At 57.4% G+C, this 13,911-nt stretch carries 14 protein-coding genes; 4 read left to right on the top strand and 10 right to left on the bottom strand.

The features are described 5' to 3' along the window. Window positions 1–5: 5 nt before the first annotated feature. The 5 genes from G5168_RS14995 to G5168_RS14975 all read right to left on the bottom strand — a co-directional run bounded on the left by G5168_RS14995 (window position 6) and on the right by G5168_RS14975 (window position 5,969). Window positions 6–560, bottom strand: coding sequence for a VOC family protein (locus G5168_RS14995; RefSeq protein ID WP_031227877.1), 555 nt, complete (start codon window positions 558–560; stop codon window positions 6–8). Next, complete coding sequence (locus tag G5168_RS14990; protein WP_216953387.1) at window positions 554–1,318, bottom strand: DNA repair protein; 765 nt, start codon at window positions 1,316–1,318, stop codon at window positions 554–556. Before G5168_RS14990 ends, G5168_RS14995 begins: the two co-directional genes overlap by 7 nt. Before the next feature lie 192 nt (window positions 1,319–1,510). Then, window positions 1,511–2,236: an oxygen-insensitive NADPH nitroreductase gene (nfsA, locus tag G5168_RS14985; protein WP_216978983.1), complete on the bottom strand. Its 726-nt coding sequence runs from the start codon at window positions 2,234–2,236 to the stop codon at window positions 1,511–1,513. Window positions 2,237–2,307: 71 nt separating this feature from the next. Further along, complete coding sequence (locus tag G5168_RS14980) at window positions 2,308–3,873, bottom strand: AbgT family transporter (protein ID WP_216978984.1); 1,566 nt, start codon at window positions 3,871–3,873, stop codon at window positions 2,308–2,310. A gap of 143 nt (window positions 3,874–4,016) precedes the next feature. Further along, a complete protein-coding gene (locus tag G5168_RS14975; protein ID WP_421172599.1) occupies window positions 4,017–5,969 on the bottom strand; it encodes a putative bifunctional diguanylate cyclase/phosphodiesterase in 1,953 nt (650 codons plus the stop codon). An 833-nt stretch (window positions 5,970–6,802) separates the two neighbouring features. Between G5168_RS14975 and G5168_RS14970 the strand changes: the two genes are divergently transcribed. Genes G5168_RS14970 through G5168_RS14960 form a run of 3 tightly spaced genes read left to right on the top strand, consistent with a single transcriptional unit; the run spans window position 6,803 to window position 9,258 of the window. Further along, window positions 6,803–7,741, top strand: coding sequence for a LysR family transcriptional regulator (locus tag G5168_RS14970; protein ID WP_216953384.1), 939 nt, complete (start codon window positions 6,803–6,805; stop codon window positions 7,739–7,741). Window positions 7,742–7,795: 54 nt separating this feature from the next. Continuing rightward, window positions 7,796–8,818, top strand: coding sequence for a response regulator (locus G5168_RS14965; RefSeq protein ID WP_103251765.1), 1,023 nt, complete (start codon window positions 7,796–7,798; stop codon window positions 8,816–8,818). A gap of 8 nt (window positions 8,819–8,826) precedes the next feature. Continuing rightward, complete coding sequence (locus tag G5168_RS14960) at window positions 8,827–9,258, top strand: PAS domain-containing protein (RefSeq protein ID WP_005337175.1); 432 nt, start codon at window positions 8,827–8,829, stop codon at window positions 9,256–9,258. A gap of 89 nt (window positions 9,259–9,347) precedes the next feature. Here G5168_RS14960 and ltaE read toward each other — a convergent pair whose 3' ends face one another. The 3 genes from ltaE to G5168_RS14945 all read right to left on the bottom strand — a co-directional run bounded on the left by ltaE (window position 9,348) and on the right by G5168_RS14945 (window position 11,676). Then, window positions 9,348–10,367, bottom strand: coding sequence for a low-specificity L-threonine aldolase (ltaE, locus tag G5168_RS14955; protein WP_227342570.1), 1,020 nt, complete (start codon window positions 10,365–10,367; stop codon window positions 9,348–9,350). A gap of 112 nt (window positions 10,368–10,479) precedes the next feature. Continuing rightward, the gene (locus G5168_RS14950) at window positions 10,480–11,181 is read right to left on the bottom strand and encodes a short-chain dehydrogenase (RefSeq protein WP_266135536.1); all 702 of its coding nucleotides are present in this window, start codon (window positions 11,179–11,181) and stop codon (window positions 10,480–10,482) included. Between the two features lie 87 nt (window positions 11,182–11,268). After that, window positions 11,269–11,676, bottom strand: a complete 408-nt coding sequence (locus tag G5168_RS14945) for a helix-turn-helix domain-containing protein (protein ID WP_033137628.1) — start codon at window positions 11,674–11,676, stop codon at window positions 11,269–11,271. Between the two features lie 149 nt (window positions 11,677–11,825). Here G5168_RS14945 and G5168_RS14940 point away from each other — a divergent pair, with 149 nt between their 5' ends. After that, a complete protein-coding gene (locus G5168_RS14940) occupies window positions 11,826–12,725 on the top strand; it encodes an aldo/keto reductase (RefSeq protein ID WP_421252405.1) in 900 nt (299 codons plus the stop codon). A 71-nt stretch (window positions 12,726–12,796) separates the two neighbouring features. On the opposite strand, the gene G5168_RS14935 is transcribed toward G5168_RS14940, so the two are convergent. Together G5168_RS14935 and G5168_RS14930 are read right to left on the bottom strand one after the other, a co-directional pair. Beyond that, window positions 12,797–13,078, bottom strand: a complete 282-nt coding sequence (locus G5168_RS14935) for an RNA recognition motif domain-containing protein (protein WP_005337180.1) — start codon at window positions 13,076–13,078, stop codon at window positions 12,797–12,799. A gap of 216 nt (window positions 13,079–13,294) precedes the next feature. Further along, a complete protein-coding gene (locus G5168_RS14930) occupies window positions 13,295–13,837 on the bottom strand; it encodes a hypothetical protein (protein WP_421252404.1) in 543 nt (180 codons plus the stop codon). Window positions 13,838–13,911 lie beyond the last annotated feature (74 nt).

Genomic DNA, 13,911 nt, shown 5'->3' with positions numbered 1-13,911 from the left:
CAGGATCACTCCTGATCGAAATAATCCGCAGGCACCGCGACCACAGCACCGGTCGCCACCTCTTCGGCGATCACCTCAGCCAGCGAGCGTAAGTGAAACTTGATCTGACCGGAGGGCAACATCAGGCCGATATCGGGGTTGCGGGTATCCTGCATATTGCCGGTTTTGAATGGCTGCTCGGGATAGCGCGCTACCAGATCCTGCAGTGAAGTAACCACCAGCTCGATATGTTCCAGTCCTGCCTGATGGATGCGCCCCGGTTTCGGCGCCGCCAGCTCGATACAGGGTACCTGCACCTCACCAGCCAGCAGTGGCTGATGCAACTGATAAGTGGCAATCGGGCGACCGCCGATCATCCCCTCCACCAGCAAGGAGCCCGCTTCAGCCAATACAGCACACAGCGCGCGGTACTCCTGCAAGGTCGCCGCCCGATAACAGAGGTGATCGACCGTTGGCTGGGAAAATGTGACGCCAGCAGCGGCCAGTTCGGTCAACAGCTGAGAAACAAATGGGGCCATTGGCCCCAGTGTGGAATCGAGTGGGTGGGACATGCTTACCATTTCTTCTTGGGTTGAAACAGGACATCGAGCTCGTCGGCTTCCTTGTCCTTGATGTTTTGCAGATCCTGCGCGCTGTTTTGCTGCTGCAGCTCTTCAAGCTCCTTGAGCCCCTGACGCATATCCTCTTCACGAGCCAACAGATAGGGATCCTTGTCGCCAATGCTGGCCATTGCCGACAACCCCTTGGTATAGAGCTGGCGGCAAGTACCATATTGGCCCTGAATGCGGGCATCCATCGCCCGCTTGACCAGATTCGAGATGTTGATTTTGAGCTGCATCAGCTCGAGACGACGATCTTCCTGAGCAAACCCCTGCGGATCAATTTTGCCCTTGTTGTGCTCGACACGCAGTACGGCACGTAGCTTTTTTACCAGCTGCAACATCTGGATCGCCTGACGATCAGACTCGGGGGTTTTGAAGTGCCCCTCATCCTGCGCACTGTAATTTTCCTGCACGTTCTTGATCTGGATCTGCACATCGGCGATGCGCTGCTTGATCTGGTTGTTGGGCATCACCTGGGCGATGGCGCGATAGGCATCAAGGATCCGGTGCTGCAACAGCAACACCATGTTTTTGGAGAAAGGCACCAGATTGACGTTCAGCAGTACCTCTTCGGTCTCGTCGGCTACCGTCTTGTGTCTGGCAACGGCGTGACGCTTTTCAGCCTCCGCCTTCTGCTTATATTGCTGTACCACGTTATAGGCGATAACCAAAAACAGGAGCGCGCCGATAGACAGCAATACCAAAGTTAAAATCATAGGATGTCCAAACCCCTGTCCCAATCCAATTGCGTGATCCTACAACAGCTTATCTACTTAAGGTAGCCTGTAGATCCCCCCTTGCCCACGATTTGTCGCCAAGCTGTATACCCGGTCTCAGGGAAAGATTTCAGGATCACGGGAAAATGACCATGGTGGTCATCACTCCCATAGTATCGCCCATCAGCGCCATTACTTGAGGTTAAAGCCCTGCGATTGCAGGAATCCCAGCATGAAAGGGCGGGACTCCTTGCCCAGAATGGCGCGGATCTGGCTACTCCAGGTCTGCTGTTTGTTGTTGCTGCTGCGGGCCTGATAGTAGTCCGCGATCTGCTGATCGTACCGGGCCAGCAGGTCGCGATCCAGCTCGTGCTGGTAGCGCTCCTGATGCACCACCAATCCCCTGGGCAGGCGGGGTTTCTGCTCCGGCTGCTGAGCAGGGTGGCCAAGGCAGAGGCCAAACAGCGGGATCACCTGATGGGGCAAGCCCAGTAGCTCGCTCACCTCGGCAGGATGGTTGCGAATGCCGCCGATATAGACCCCGCCCAGTCCCAACGACTGCGCCGCCAGCAGGGCATTTTGCGCCATCAGGGCGCCGTCAATGGCACCGATCAACAACTGCTCCGCATAACCGGTCTGGGCCTCGGGCACGATCTGGCTGTGACGATGGTAATCGGCGCAGAACACCAGAAACTCGGCCGCCTGCACCACATAGGGTTGATTGCCCGCCAGCATGGCCAGCTGCTGACGCGCCTCGGGTTCACTGACTCGCACAATACTGGTCACCTGCAAAAAGCTCGAGGTCGAGGCGGACTGGGCGGCGGCGAGAATGACATCCAGCTGCTGCGGGGCGATCGGCTCGGCAGTGAACTGACGAATGGAGCGATGGGAAAGGATAAGATCGATGGTCTGATTCATGGCACCTCCAAAATGAGGTAACACCATAGCGAAAAAAACGAGGGAGCCCAAGGCTCCCTCGCACACCCAGCTTAAGGGGCCGGATAGACGTAAGGGGCTTGCAACCCGAGCGGGAAGCCGAGCGCCCAGTAGAGCAGCAGGAAAATCGTCCAGCTCACCAGGAAGGCCAGCGAGTAGGGCAGCATCATGGAGACCAGAGTGCCAATCCCGGTGCTCTTCACATACTGCTGGCAATAGACCACCACCAGCGGGAAGAAGACCATCAGCGGGGTGATGATATTGGAAGCAGAATCCCCGACCCGATAGGCCGCCTGGGTCAGCTCGGGGGAGATCCCCACCGCCATCAACATGGGTACCAGGATCGGGCTGATCAGCGCCCACTTGGCGGAGGCCGAGCCGACTACCAGATTGACGCTGGCTGTGAGCAGGATCATCCCGACGATAGTCACCTCACCGGGCAGCGCCAGCGCATGGAGCACTTCGGCACCGGAAAGGGCCAGCAGGGTGCCCAGATTGGAGTCACCAAACGCCTTGATGAAGAGCGCGCAGAAGAAAGCCATCACCATGTAGGAGCCCATCTTGTTCATGGTGGCCGACATGGCATCGATCACATCCTTGCCGCTCTTGAAGCTGCCTGCGACAAAGCCGTAGACAATCCCGGGCAGGATAAAGAGCAGGAAGATGAGCGGCACTATGGACTTCATCACGGGGGCAGCGAAGGTGGTCAGGGAGCCATCGGCAGCACGCAGCGGGGAATCGTTCGGGGAGAGCGCCAGCGCCAGCAGCACGATAGCCGCCAGCATGGCAAACCCGGCCCAGTTGAAGGCTCGGCTCTCTTGCGCGCTGTAGCGCCCCATCTCGTCGGCACTCTCCAGATCCTCGTTAAGCGCCACATGCTTGAGGCGCGGCTCCACCACCTTTTCGGTAATGAACCAGCCGACGCAGATGATCAGCAGCGAAGAGGCTCCGGTAAAGATGATGTTGCAAAGGGTGTTGACCATGTAGTCAGGATCGAGCAACTGAGCGGCGGACTGGGTAAAGCCCTGCAGCAACGCATCCCCGCCGGAGGGCAGGAAGTTGGCGGCAAAACCGCCGGAGACACCGGCAAAGGCGGCGGCGATCCCCGCCAGCGGATGGCGTCCGGCAGCGTGGAAGATGATGCCACCGATGGGGATCACCAGCACATAGCCCGCATCTGCAGCGGTGTGGCTGACGATCGCTACCAGGATCAGCATGGGAGTGAGAAAACGGGCAGGCGTCACTTTGAGCAACTTTTTCAGACCGGTATTGATAAAACCGGACTGCTCGGCCACCCCGACCCCCAGCATGGCCACCAGCACGATCCCCAGCGGGGCAAAGCCGGTGAAAGTGGTCACCATGGTGGAGAGAAACTCGGCCAGACCGGCACCGGTCAGCAGGTTGTTGACCACTACCGCCTCCCCGGTACGGGGGTTGACCAGATCAAACTGGAATTGTGACAACACCCAGGAGCCGACCCAGACGATCAGCAAGGCGTAGAGGAACAGCATGGCGGGGTCGGGTAATTTGTTCCCGGCTTTCTCGACGCCATTGAGGAAACGGTTCAGCCAACCTTTGGGAGGGCTGGCCGGACGGTCATTGACAGCAGCATGACTCATTATTGCGATACTCCTTTCCCTAGAAACGAGGTCGCATGCTAGCAATTCCAGCCAATCCGTCTCATGACCGATCGCAAAAGAATGATTAATTTTGATTAAATATTGCGGAATAAAATTCCAAGTTGTGGCCTAACGCACACTTGTTACTCTGCCATCACGGCATCTAACAGTGGATAACGCCCAACCTGACACTCCACCACGAAACCGCTTGCCTCGACTTGTGCCACCGTCAGCGGCTTGCTGAACAGATATCCCTGGAACACATGGCACCCCTGGGTCTGCAGTGCGGCCAGTTCGTGAGGCTCCTCCACCCCTTCCGCCATGATCCCCAACCCCAGATTGGTGGCCATGGCCGCAGTCGCCCGGATCACCGGCAGGTTGAGGCCGACCACGAAAGAGCGATCCAGCTTGATCGTATCGATGGGCAGGCGATTGAGATAGGCAAGGGATGAGTAGCCGGTACCAAAATCGTCGATGGCAATCTTGATCCCCAGTTCACTCAAGTCATCGAGAATATCGAGGCACCCCTTCATATCCAGCATAAGCACAGTTTCGGTCAGTTCCAGCGTCAACAGGGAGGCATCCACCCCGTGCAGCTCCAGCTGCTGGCGCACTTGCCCGGGCAGTGCCGACGAGAGCTGGAAACCAGAGAGGTTGACGGAGACTGGCACCCGGTGATGGAGGCGCTTCTTCCAACTGGCCATTTGGGCAAGCGCGGTAGAGAGCACCCAGCTGCCGATCTCGCGGATCAGCCCCATCTCTTCGGCAAGGGGGATAAACTCCACTGGCGAGACATGGCCAAGCACCGGGTTATACCAGCGCAGCAGCGCCTCGTAACCGATCAGACGCCGTTTGGCGACATCGACCTGTGGCTGGTAACAGAGGCTCAGCTCCTGACGACCGATAGCCTTGGCCAGAAACTGCTTGAGATTGAGCTTGCGCTGCAGGGTCTGTTGCATGCTGGGGGTAAAACGCTGCCAGCGCAGCCGCCCCATCTGCTTGGCCTGATACATGGCCATATCGGCGCGGGTGATGAGGTTATCACCATCGTCCGCATCATCGGGATAGATGGCAATGCCGATACTGCCGCCGATGGTTACCTCCGGCAGACCGCTCAGTTGCAGCGGCTTGGTCATCTGGGAGAGCATCTGATCGGCCACATCCTGGGCTCGTTCGCTCTGGTTTCCCAAGGGAACCAACGCGGTAAACTCGTCCCCGCCAAGACGGGCCAGCTCAACATCGCGGGGGCAAATCTGTTTGAGGCGACCGGCAACCCGCTCCAGCAGGCGGTCTCCCGCCTTATGGCCGTAGTTGTCGTTGACCAGCTTGAAGTTGTCCAGATCCATGAATACCAGCGCGAAACGCTCCCCCAACCCGCAATAGGCCTCGAGAGATTTCATCAAGCCATAACGGTTGAGCAGGCCGGTCAGGGAGTCATGCCAGGCGAGGTGGCGATGCTCCAGCTCCTCGAGTTTGCGATCGGTAATATCGCGCATGGTGAGCAGGATCCGCGCTCCTTGCTGGATATAGCGGAACTGATACTGGAACCAGCGCATCCCCTTGAGGGTTCGGCACTCCCCTTCGGTCACTACTTCATCGAGTCGGGAGAGCTTCTGGTAAAAACTGTCGTCACTACCGGAAAAAACTTGGGAGAGCGTGGCGATCCGATGACCGAAACACATCTCGAAGTGATAGTTGCCGCTTTCGAACGCGCCATTGCTATCGAACAGGCAGGCCAGGGTATCACCGGTTGCCAGCGAGGACTCCTGATAGAGGGTATCGGAGTCGAGCACCGCCTCGGTCATCATCATCAGCCGGCCAGCCAGCTGAATGCCGGAGAGGCGTAGATAGATCTGCTTCTTGACCCCCTTTGGGGAGATAGTCCACCACTCGTTGTAACTTCGCCCCTGCTGAAAATCACCGAGGTAGCGTTGCAACAACAGCGCTATGGCTGTGGCCATATCAGCCGAAAAATCCCTGGAACAGAGCTCGTCAAGGGAGGTGGCCTCCCAGAGAGGAAGTGCTGCGCGGTTTGCCCAGAAAATATGGTGATGTTCGATGTCATATACCCAGATAGGGGTATGCAGAACATCCATTGTCTTCAGTAACCGTTCGTCAAGCGTATTCATCTGGTCAAAATCATTCATGCTGGATGGTCACTGGTGAACCGGAAAACAAATGGGCAAACCGCCGTATGCAGAATGCAAGGTGACAACACCTCTCGGCCACTATTTCTCGCGATGGCCAAAAGCAGATAACTGATTTCAGAAATCAACAACAGGAGAGCCAATCCAGCCACAGAAAAAAGGACTCAGCCAATACTCCTGTCAATCAGAACAAATCCCTCGTTCGTTTTTAACTTTTTTTCCCAGCAAAAACAAGCACTAAGAATTGCACTCTGGATACTTCAAAAAACATTTTTACGATTCACAACAAACACTTATTTACTGACAAAAAAGTCAACTAAAAAAAGTGCCGGCATTTCCCTCGTAAAACTTTCATTTATTAACCAGCGCGTTGAATAAACAGACAAAAAAGAGCAAAACCGGCCCCAAATAGCGACTTAACAAGGAACTTAAATACCTCAAAACCGAATATCTACCTTCACCAGACCGGCATGATGAATATGCGACTGTCATCACATTCACATCGCCGAAAAAAAGAACTGCTCTTGACCAGCGCGATCCTCTTTTTTCCTGAGGATGGGTCGTATTGTAGTCATACCATGTCGCCTCTCTCTCTTGAGCTAACGGGTGACATCTCGCAACAATGACTGTGGCGCAGAAAATAATCCTCATTCGAGAACAATTGAAAATTTAAACTGGTATCAGTAGAAATCGAATCCAGATCAATTAAACGCTGAATTACCCTTGCCAAGCGATAAGGCTCTTTTTATGGTTGCCCCCTTGTTACACCCAGAACAGCGTTTATGAAGCACATCGAAGAGTTCTACCTGTTCGTCAAGGTGGTGCAAGAGGGAGGATTCTCCCATGCTGCAGCCGCACTGGGCATGCCAACAGGCACCATCAGTCGACGCATTTCCCAGCTGGAAGAGCAACTGGGTTGCTCCCTGCTACATCGCTCTACCCGTAAACTCCGTCTTACCGATGAAGGGCTCAGATACTACGAGCGTCTCTGCACACCGCTTGCACAAATCGAGCAGGCCACCAGCGAGATCCGGGGTAAAGAAGCAGACATCACCGGGCTTATCCGGATAGCCGCGCCGATCGCGCTCTCCAACACCATCCTCATCGATATGCTGGCCGAATTCGGGCTGCACTATCCCGAGGTACAGTTCGATATCACCCAGACCAATGATCACCAGCACCTGTTCGACAATGATCGGGATCTGGTGTTCTTCAACGGTGAGCTGCCCCAGTCGCTGCCCAATGCGATCTGTCTCGGTCATATCGAGTACGGCCTGTTTGCCTCGCCACTCTATCTGACCAAGAAGGGAACCCCCTCCCACCCCAGCCAGCTGGAAGAACATGATCTCATCTACTGCTGGCCACACCAGCACTGGCAACTGACCGACAAGGATGGCCAGAGCGTCTGCATCAAACGCAGCGCCAAACTGACCGTCAACCAGACTCAGGCCGCCGTGCGCGCAGCCCGGCGTCATCTGGGGATCGTCAACGCCCCGCTGCACTATCTGAGCAGCTTCCTCCATGACGAGCAGCTGGTACCGGTACTGACCGACTGGCAGACCGGCAATCGCCCCTTCTACATGTTGTGTTGCCAGCACCAGTTCGCCCCGTTGCGTGTTAAGATGTTCGCTGAATTTGTTGAGAAATACTCCGCACGCTATCGTAACCGGCAATGGGATAACCAATTTTCACAGGGTGACAACCTCCCACATTGCATCTGACTGTTAGCGGGCCACACTTATAGCAATCCTTGCCAACAGAGCCTGCCTAACGCCATGAATGTATTGATATGTGATGACTCCGGGTTCGCCCGCAAACAGCTGGCACGAGCGCTACCGGCTGACTGGAAAGTCGATTTGCACTATGCGGCGAATGGCCTTGAAGGGATCGAACAGGTGCTGATGGGCCATGGGGATCTCATCTTTCTCGATCTGACCATGCCGGAAATGGACGGTTACGGTGTGCTGGAGACCCTGAAACGGGAAGGACTACGCAGCAAGGTTTTCGTGGTCTCCGGAGATATCCAGCCTGAGGCCTATCAGCGGGTCATGGGGCTGGGGGCGCTCGATTTCATCAAGAAGCCCGCCGCCCCAGATACCCTGCTAGCCCTGCTCAAACAACATGGCTTCTGGAGTGCTTCATCGGGTAATCAGCCGAGTGCAGCCGAGCCCTTGCCAAGCGGCGTGGTAGCCGATGCAGGCGTCAAGATCACCCCCGAAATCCGCGATGTCTATCAGGAGCTGGCCAACGTCTCCATGGGTCAGGCCGCCGACTTGCTGGCTCGTCTGCTCAACGCCTTCGTGGTGCTGCCTATCCCCAACGTCAACGTGCTGGAGGTCTCCGAGCTGCATATGGCCCTCTCGGCCGCTGCGGATTCAGATACCCTCTCCGCCGTCTGTCAGGGGTTTATCGGAGCTGGGATCGCCGGTGAAGCGCTGATCCTGTTCCATGACTCCAGCTTCAAAGATTTGGCCAAGCTGATGAACCATCAGGGGACGCTGGATCGCACCGCCGAACTGGAGCTGTTGATGGATACCGCCAACGTGCTGATCGGCGCCTTCCTACGCGGCTACGCCAACCAGCTCGACACCCCCTTCAGTCAGGGGCACCCGGTGGTGCTCGGCCAGCACAGACCCATCAACGAGCTGATCAACACCAACAAGAGTCGCTGGCGCCGCACGCTCGCCATCGAGATCAACTACCGGATCCAGGATTACGCGGTGCAGTGTGATCTGCTGCTGCTGTTTACCGAAGATTCCATCGCCACCATGAACAACAAAATCATGCACATGCTCTAGGAGTGACTATGGAAATCCGTGAATTTCATTGGCTGATGAACATAGTCCAGAACCTGGACGTAGGCCTGGTAGTGCTCGACAAGGAGTACAAGGTACAGGTGTGGAACGGCTTTATGGAGAGCCACAGCGGCCGACTGGCCAGTGACGTGCGCGATGGCGTACTGTTCGAGCTCTTCCCCGATGTGGACAGAGCCTGGTTCGAGCGCAAGGCCAACATGGTCTTCAAGCTCAACAACCGCGCCTTCAGCACCTGGGAGCAGAAGCCCTATCTGCTACGTTTCTCCAACTATCGCCCCATTACCGGCTCGGCCCCCCATATGTTCCAGAACCTGACGCTGGTGCCACTGGCCGATTTCGGCGGTCAGGTGACCCACATCGCGGTGATGATCTACGACGCTACCGATGAGGCCATGCTGATGAGCGGCCAGCGGCAGGCTTGAGCTTGCAGCAAATAACAGAGGGCGCCGCGGCGCCCTCTTTTATTTCGGTATGAACAGGTCTCGGTATAACCTCTACCTCACCAGCCGTCTCAACGCGCCCCGAGATACTCGGTGAAGGCGTCGATCACCTCTTCAATATCGTCATCGTTGATTTGCAGATGGGTCACCAACCGCAGCTCGCCGTAACCGGAAAAGAGGATCCCCCTCTCCTTCATAAAAGCGAGCAGAGGGGCTGATTCCCCCTCACGCAGCCGCAGGAACACCATATTGCTCTGCACCAGCGAGAGGTCGAGCTCGATGCCCGGCAGTGCAGCCAACCCTTCGGCCAGCCGTTTGGCACGGCGGTGATCATCGGCCAGGCGGGTCACGTGCTGCTCGAGGGCAAACAGACCGGCTTGCGCCAGAATCCCCGCCTGACGCATGCCGCCCCCCAGCATCTTGCGCAGTCGGCGCGCACGGGCGATGAAGTCGTGACTGCCCACCAGCAGCGAGCCCACCGGTGCGCCCAACCCCTTGGAGAGACAAATCGAGATGCTGTCAAATGGCGCGGCGATCACCTCGACCGGGGTCTCGCTGGCCACGGCGGCGTTAAAAAGCCGTGCGCCATCGAGATGGAGCTTCAAGCCACGTTCAGCAACAAATGCCCCCATCTCTTGCAGATAGGGGAGCGGCAGCACCTTGCCGTTGTGGGTGTTCTCAAGGCAGATCAGGCGAGTCTGGACGAAGTGGGCATCATCAGGGGCCAGCGCAGCCCTGATATCATCGAATGCCAGTGTGCCATCGCGCTGCATCGGCAAGGGTTGCAGGGCTACGGAGCCCAGCACGGCACTCCCCTGCGCTTCATAGCGATAGATGTGAGCGGCGTTGCCGAGGATGGCCCCCTCACCGCGCTGACAGTGGCTCATCACCGCCAGCAGGTTGGACATGGTGCCCGATGGCACAAATAGCGCCGCCTGTTTGCCCAGCAATCTGGCCCCAAAGGCCTCCAGCGCGTTGACGCCCGGATCTTCACCATAGACATCGTCACCGACTTCGGCGTGGAGCATGGCTTGACGCATGGCGTCAGTAGGCTGGGTGACGGTGTCACTTCGTAAATCGATATAGCGCATGAGATCCCTCCTGAAACAGGAGAGTGACGTTAGCCATGCGCCCCTCGCTTGGCAAGGGGCGCATGGGCAGAATGTGAAGCCAATAGACGTCCGTAGAACCCGCAGGCGGGATTTACCAGGGCAGCGGCTGACCGTTCAGATCCAGTAGCTGGCCCGATTGGGCCAATGATAACCCCTTGATGAGATTGAGCAGTTTCACCGCCACCTCGGCAGGATCCAGCAATTGATCCGCGGGCAACTCGCTCAGAAAGGGGGTATTCATCGGGGAGTCCATCAAGCCGGGCGCAACGGCCACCACCCCTGCTTGCGGGAAACGCTGCGTCCACTCAAGGGCCAGGGTTTTCACCCCCATGTCGAGGGCCGCCTTGCTCATCCGGTAGCTGTAACGTCCCCCCTCCAGATTGGCGGTGATGGAGCCCGCCAGATCGGAGATGGCGCAGAGCCACAGCGGATGGTCATTGCCCATCAACCGGCTGAAACGGGCAGCCAGCGCCAGTGTTGGCCAGGCATTGGCCAGCAGGCTGTCGCACAGCCACTTGGGGTGCACCTCTTCGACCCGCCGCTCCGGCATAAAGCTGACATCGTGCAACACGCCGATGGTATTGATCACAACGGTGGGAAGCGGATCGCAATCGTAGAGGGTAAACAAGGCATCGAACGAGATGGCATCGACATCTGGCAGCGGGAAGAAGTCCTCCATCTCGATCCCTTTGGGATAGTTGCGCCCGGCCAGCAGGAATGACTCCCCCCTTGCCATCAGCTCTCTTGCCAGCGCCGAGCCCAGCGCACCACTTCCGAGGATCAAGTAGCTCATCGCCCATTCCATGGAGACTTATCTTGCTTAGAGCGTATCAGAATAATCAACCGGCCGTGACACGACCAAAGGGTAATATGCTCCTCATCACGCTTCCCCCAGATGGCGGCCAAACTCCCGCGCCAGCGCCAAGTCGAGAAAACCGTCCGCTTTCTTGTGGGTGCGCAAAAACTGGTAGTAGGCGAGCAGGGTGACCAGCGCCTCCTCATCGGGCAGCCCCACCCCGGGTTGCTGCTCGCCCAGCAGTTGCTGCGCCGCAGCCAGCGCCTCCCTGTCCACCACTTCCGCCTGACGGTAGAGATAACCGCATCCGGTCGCCAGCCACTCCAGCGAGCAGTTGGCCCCCATGGCGATCTGGTTGGCCCGCGCCAGGCCAGGCTCGGCCCCCTTCAAATATTTGCGGATCAGCGCTTCACTGAGCCCCACCTTGCGGGCAAAGGCGCTCACGCTCATCTCCCCGATCAGGCTCTGCAAGCGCTCGGCAAATCCTTCCATCCAATTATCTCCCCAACTCTCTTCGGTCAGAACCAAAGTTCGAATCATGCCACTGCCCATTATTGCTTTGCCAGCCACATGAGGCCAAGATGCCCGCAGTCATCTATGTTGCACATCGTTTTCGCATCGTGTTTTTCAAGGAGTCAACCATGTCTGTATCCCATGTCGCCCTGCATCCGCAAGGTCCCACCTTCTCTCGCCTCATCATGGGTTACTGGCGCCTGATGGAGTGGCAGCTCTCTCCGGCCGCTCTGCTCGATCTGATGAAATATCATCTGGATCTGGGGGTCACCACCATCGATCACGCCGATATCTATGGTGGCTACCAGTGCGAAGAGGCCTTTGGTCACGCCCTACGCCTCGAGCCTTCCCTGCGCAGCCGGATGGAGATCGTCACCAAGTGCGGTATCGCCCTCACCGCCAAGCCGGAGCATGCTCTCAACCACTACAACACCGGCAAGGACCATATCATCGCCAGCGCCGAGGCCTCGCTGCGCAAGCTCGGCACCGACCATCTGGACCTGCTGCTGATCCACCGCCCGGATCCCCTGATGAACGCCGATGATGTGGCCGACGCCTTTATCACCCTGAAACAGGCGGGTAAGATCAAGCACGCCGGGGTATCCAACTTCACCGCCCGTCAATTCGAGCTACTGCAATCGCGCCTCCCCTTCCCGCTAGTCACCAACCAGCTGGAGATCTCGCCGCTTCATCAGGAAGGGACCCTCGATGGTACCCTGGATCAGTGCCAGCAGCTTGGCATCAAGCCGATGGCCTGGTCATGTCTCGGCGGCGGCCGACTGTTCAGCGATGAGGCCTATGCCCCGCTGCGTGCCGAACTGGAGCAGATCCGTCAGGAAGTGGGCGCCCAGACTATCGAGCAGGTGGTCTACGCTTGGGTAATGATGCTGCCAAGCCAGCCGCTGCCATTGATTGGCTCCGGCAAGCGGGAGCGGATTGCCGCCGCCGTGGCCGCCGAATCCATCGAGCTTAACCGCCAGCAGTGGTTCCGCATCCGCAAGGCGGCACTCGGTTACGACGTCCCCTGATCACAGCAAAACATTCAGAAACAAAAACGGCATGGGGGAAACCCATGCCGTTTTTTTATTGCCGAGGTACCTTAGCGGTGGCGCTGTTGCGGGCGACCACGGGGAGCATCTGTCTTCGGTTTGGCCTGGTTGACGGTGATGGTACGACCACCGACTTCTGTGCCATGCAGACCAGCGATGGCCTTTTCGGCATCACCATTGACCGGCATTTCAATAAAACCAAACCCCTTTGACTGGCCGGTATCGCGGTCGATGATGATATCAACCTTGTCGACCTGTCCAAACTGGCTGAACAGGGTTTTCAGTTCGTCGGCCGTCATCCGGTACGACAGATTTCCTACGTAAATCTTCATGCCATCCACTCTCGATTCAAGGTGCCTTCTCTATGCAATTCCCAGCATAACGGTAAGGGCACAACCCCTATGCCGGACCTGCCATGGCTTCATGCCGTGGCCTTCTCCACACTGTCGTCAAGTGATTGATCTCTTGGGTTAACAGTGCAGACAAGATCAATTCGAGTCACTGGCAGTATCTGAGCTTTGCCGGGAATTGTCGAGAAAATAGTCGACTCAGGCCGATTGCAGATCTGACAACCGTTGCGCCAGCATCCGGCGACCGTGCCAGGCCCGTTTAAAGCCGAAGCGATAGACAGACGGGCTCACCAGATGGAGCTCCCCCGCCTTGAGATCCAGCAAGGCCATGGCCGCCGCCATCTCCTCTTCACTCAGCTGCAGATCGAGGCTGAAGTCGAGCCACTGGCCGTCGTGGCCCACTCGCCTCTCCCGTTCGAGCGCCACCAGCTGGCTGCGGGGCAGTGCCAGCGCTTCATCCTTGTTGCCATTGAGCAAATAGATATGCTGTTCATCCCACCCCAGCTCCGCCAGGCGCCAGGGCTGCCAGCTGCGGGGCAGCGACACCATGATCCCGGTGATGCCACCAAAGATCACGCCCACCCAGTTGAGCAGCGCCATGGCGCCCCAACCATCCCACAAGGAGGCCGCCACCACGCCCCAACTCACCAGCAACAACAGAAAAATGACGCAGCGATAGCGCACCGTTGGCGGCATCAACAGCTGCACCTGCGAACCGGCAAGCAAGGATGTAATACGCATGAAAAGCTCCTGTCATCACGAAATGGCGCCATTGTGAATAGCCATCAGGATGCTGACAAGGGGGTTTTCTTTGT

The organism is Aeromonas sp. 600724 (genome assembly GCF_049175135.1).
GTDB classification, from domain to species: Bacteria; Pseudomonadota; Gammaproteobacteria; order Enterobacterales; family Aeromonadaceae; genus Aeromonas; species Aeromonas veronii_A.
The sequence above is the reverse complement of the archived record's forward strand: the minus strand, read 5'-3'. Positions and strand labels throughout refer to the sequence as shown.

What these genes read in the sequence shown, in the direction of transcription:
- G5168_RS14995 (WP_031227877.1), bottom strand. Translation starts at nt 560, where the DNA reads ATGGTAAGCATGTCCCACCCACTCGATTCCACACTGGGGCCAATGGCC.
- G5168_RS14990 (WP_216953387.1), bottom strand. Translation starts at nt 1,318, where the DNA reads ATGATTTTAACTTTGGTATTGCTGTCTATCGGCGCGCTCCTGTTTTTG.
- nfsA (WP_216978983.1), bottom strand. Translation starts at nt 2,236, where the DNA reads ATGAATCAGACCATCGATCTTATCCTTTCCCATCGCTCCATTCGTCAG.
- G5168_RS14980 (WP_216978984.1), bottom strand. Translation starts at nt 3,873, where the DNA reads ATGAGTCATGCTGCTGTCAATGACCGTCCGGCCAGCCCTCCCAAAGGT.
- G5168_RS14975 (WP_421172599.1), bottom strand. Translation starts at nt 5,969, where the DNA reads ATGGATGTTCTGCATACCCCTATCTGGGTATATGACATCGAACATCAC.
- G5168_RS14970 (WP_216953384.1), top strand. Translation starts at nt 6,803, where the DNA reads ATGAAGCACATCGAAGAGTTCTACCTGTTCGTCAAGGTGGTGCAAGAG.
- G5168_RS14965 (WP_103251765.1), top strand. Translation starts at nt 7,796, where the DNA reads ATGAATGTATTGATATGTGATGACTCCGGGTTCGCCCGCAAACAGCTG.
- G5168_RS14960 (WP_005337175.1), top strand. Translation starts at nt 8,827, where the DNA reads ATGGAAATCCGTGAATTTCATTGGCTGATGAACATAGTCCAGAACCTG.
- ltaE (WP_227342570.1), bottom strand. Translation starts at nt 10,367, where the DNA reads ATGCGCTATATCGATTTACGAAGTGACACCGTCACCCAGCCTACTGAC.
- G5168_RS14950 (WP_266135536.1), bottom strand. Translation starts at nt 11,181, where the DNA reads ATGAGCTACTTGATCCTCGGAAGTGGTGCGCTGGGCTCGGCGCTGGCA.
- G5168_RS14945 (WP_033137628.1), bottom strand. Translation starts at nt 11,676, where the DNA reads ATGGAAGGATTTGCCGAGCGCTTGCAGAGCCTGATCGGGGAGATGAGC.
- G5168_RS14940 (WP_421252405.1), top strand. Translation starts at nt 11,826, where the DNA reads ATGTCTGTATCCCATGTCGCCCTGCATCCGCAAGGTCCCACCTTCTCT.
- G5168_RS14935 (WP_005337180.1), bottom strand. Translation starts at nt 13,078, where the DNA reads ATGAAGATTTACGTAGGAAATCTGTCGTACCGGATGACGGCCGACGAA.
- G5168_RS14930 (WP_421252404.1), bottom strand. Translation starts at nt 13,837, where the DNA reads ATGCGTATTACATCCTTGCTTGCCGGTTCGCAGGTGCAGCTGTTGATG.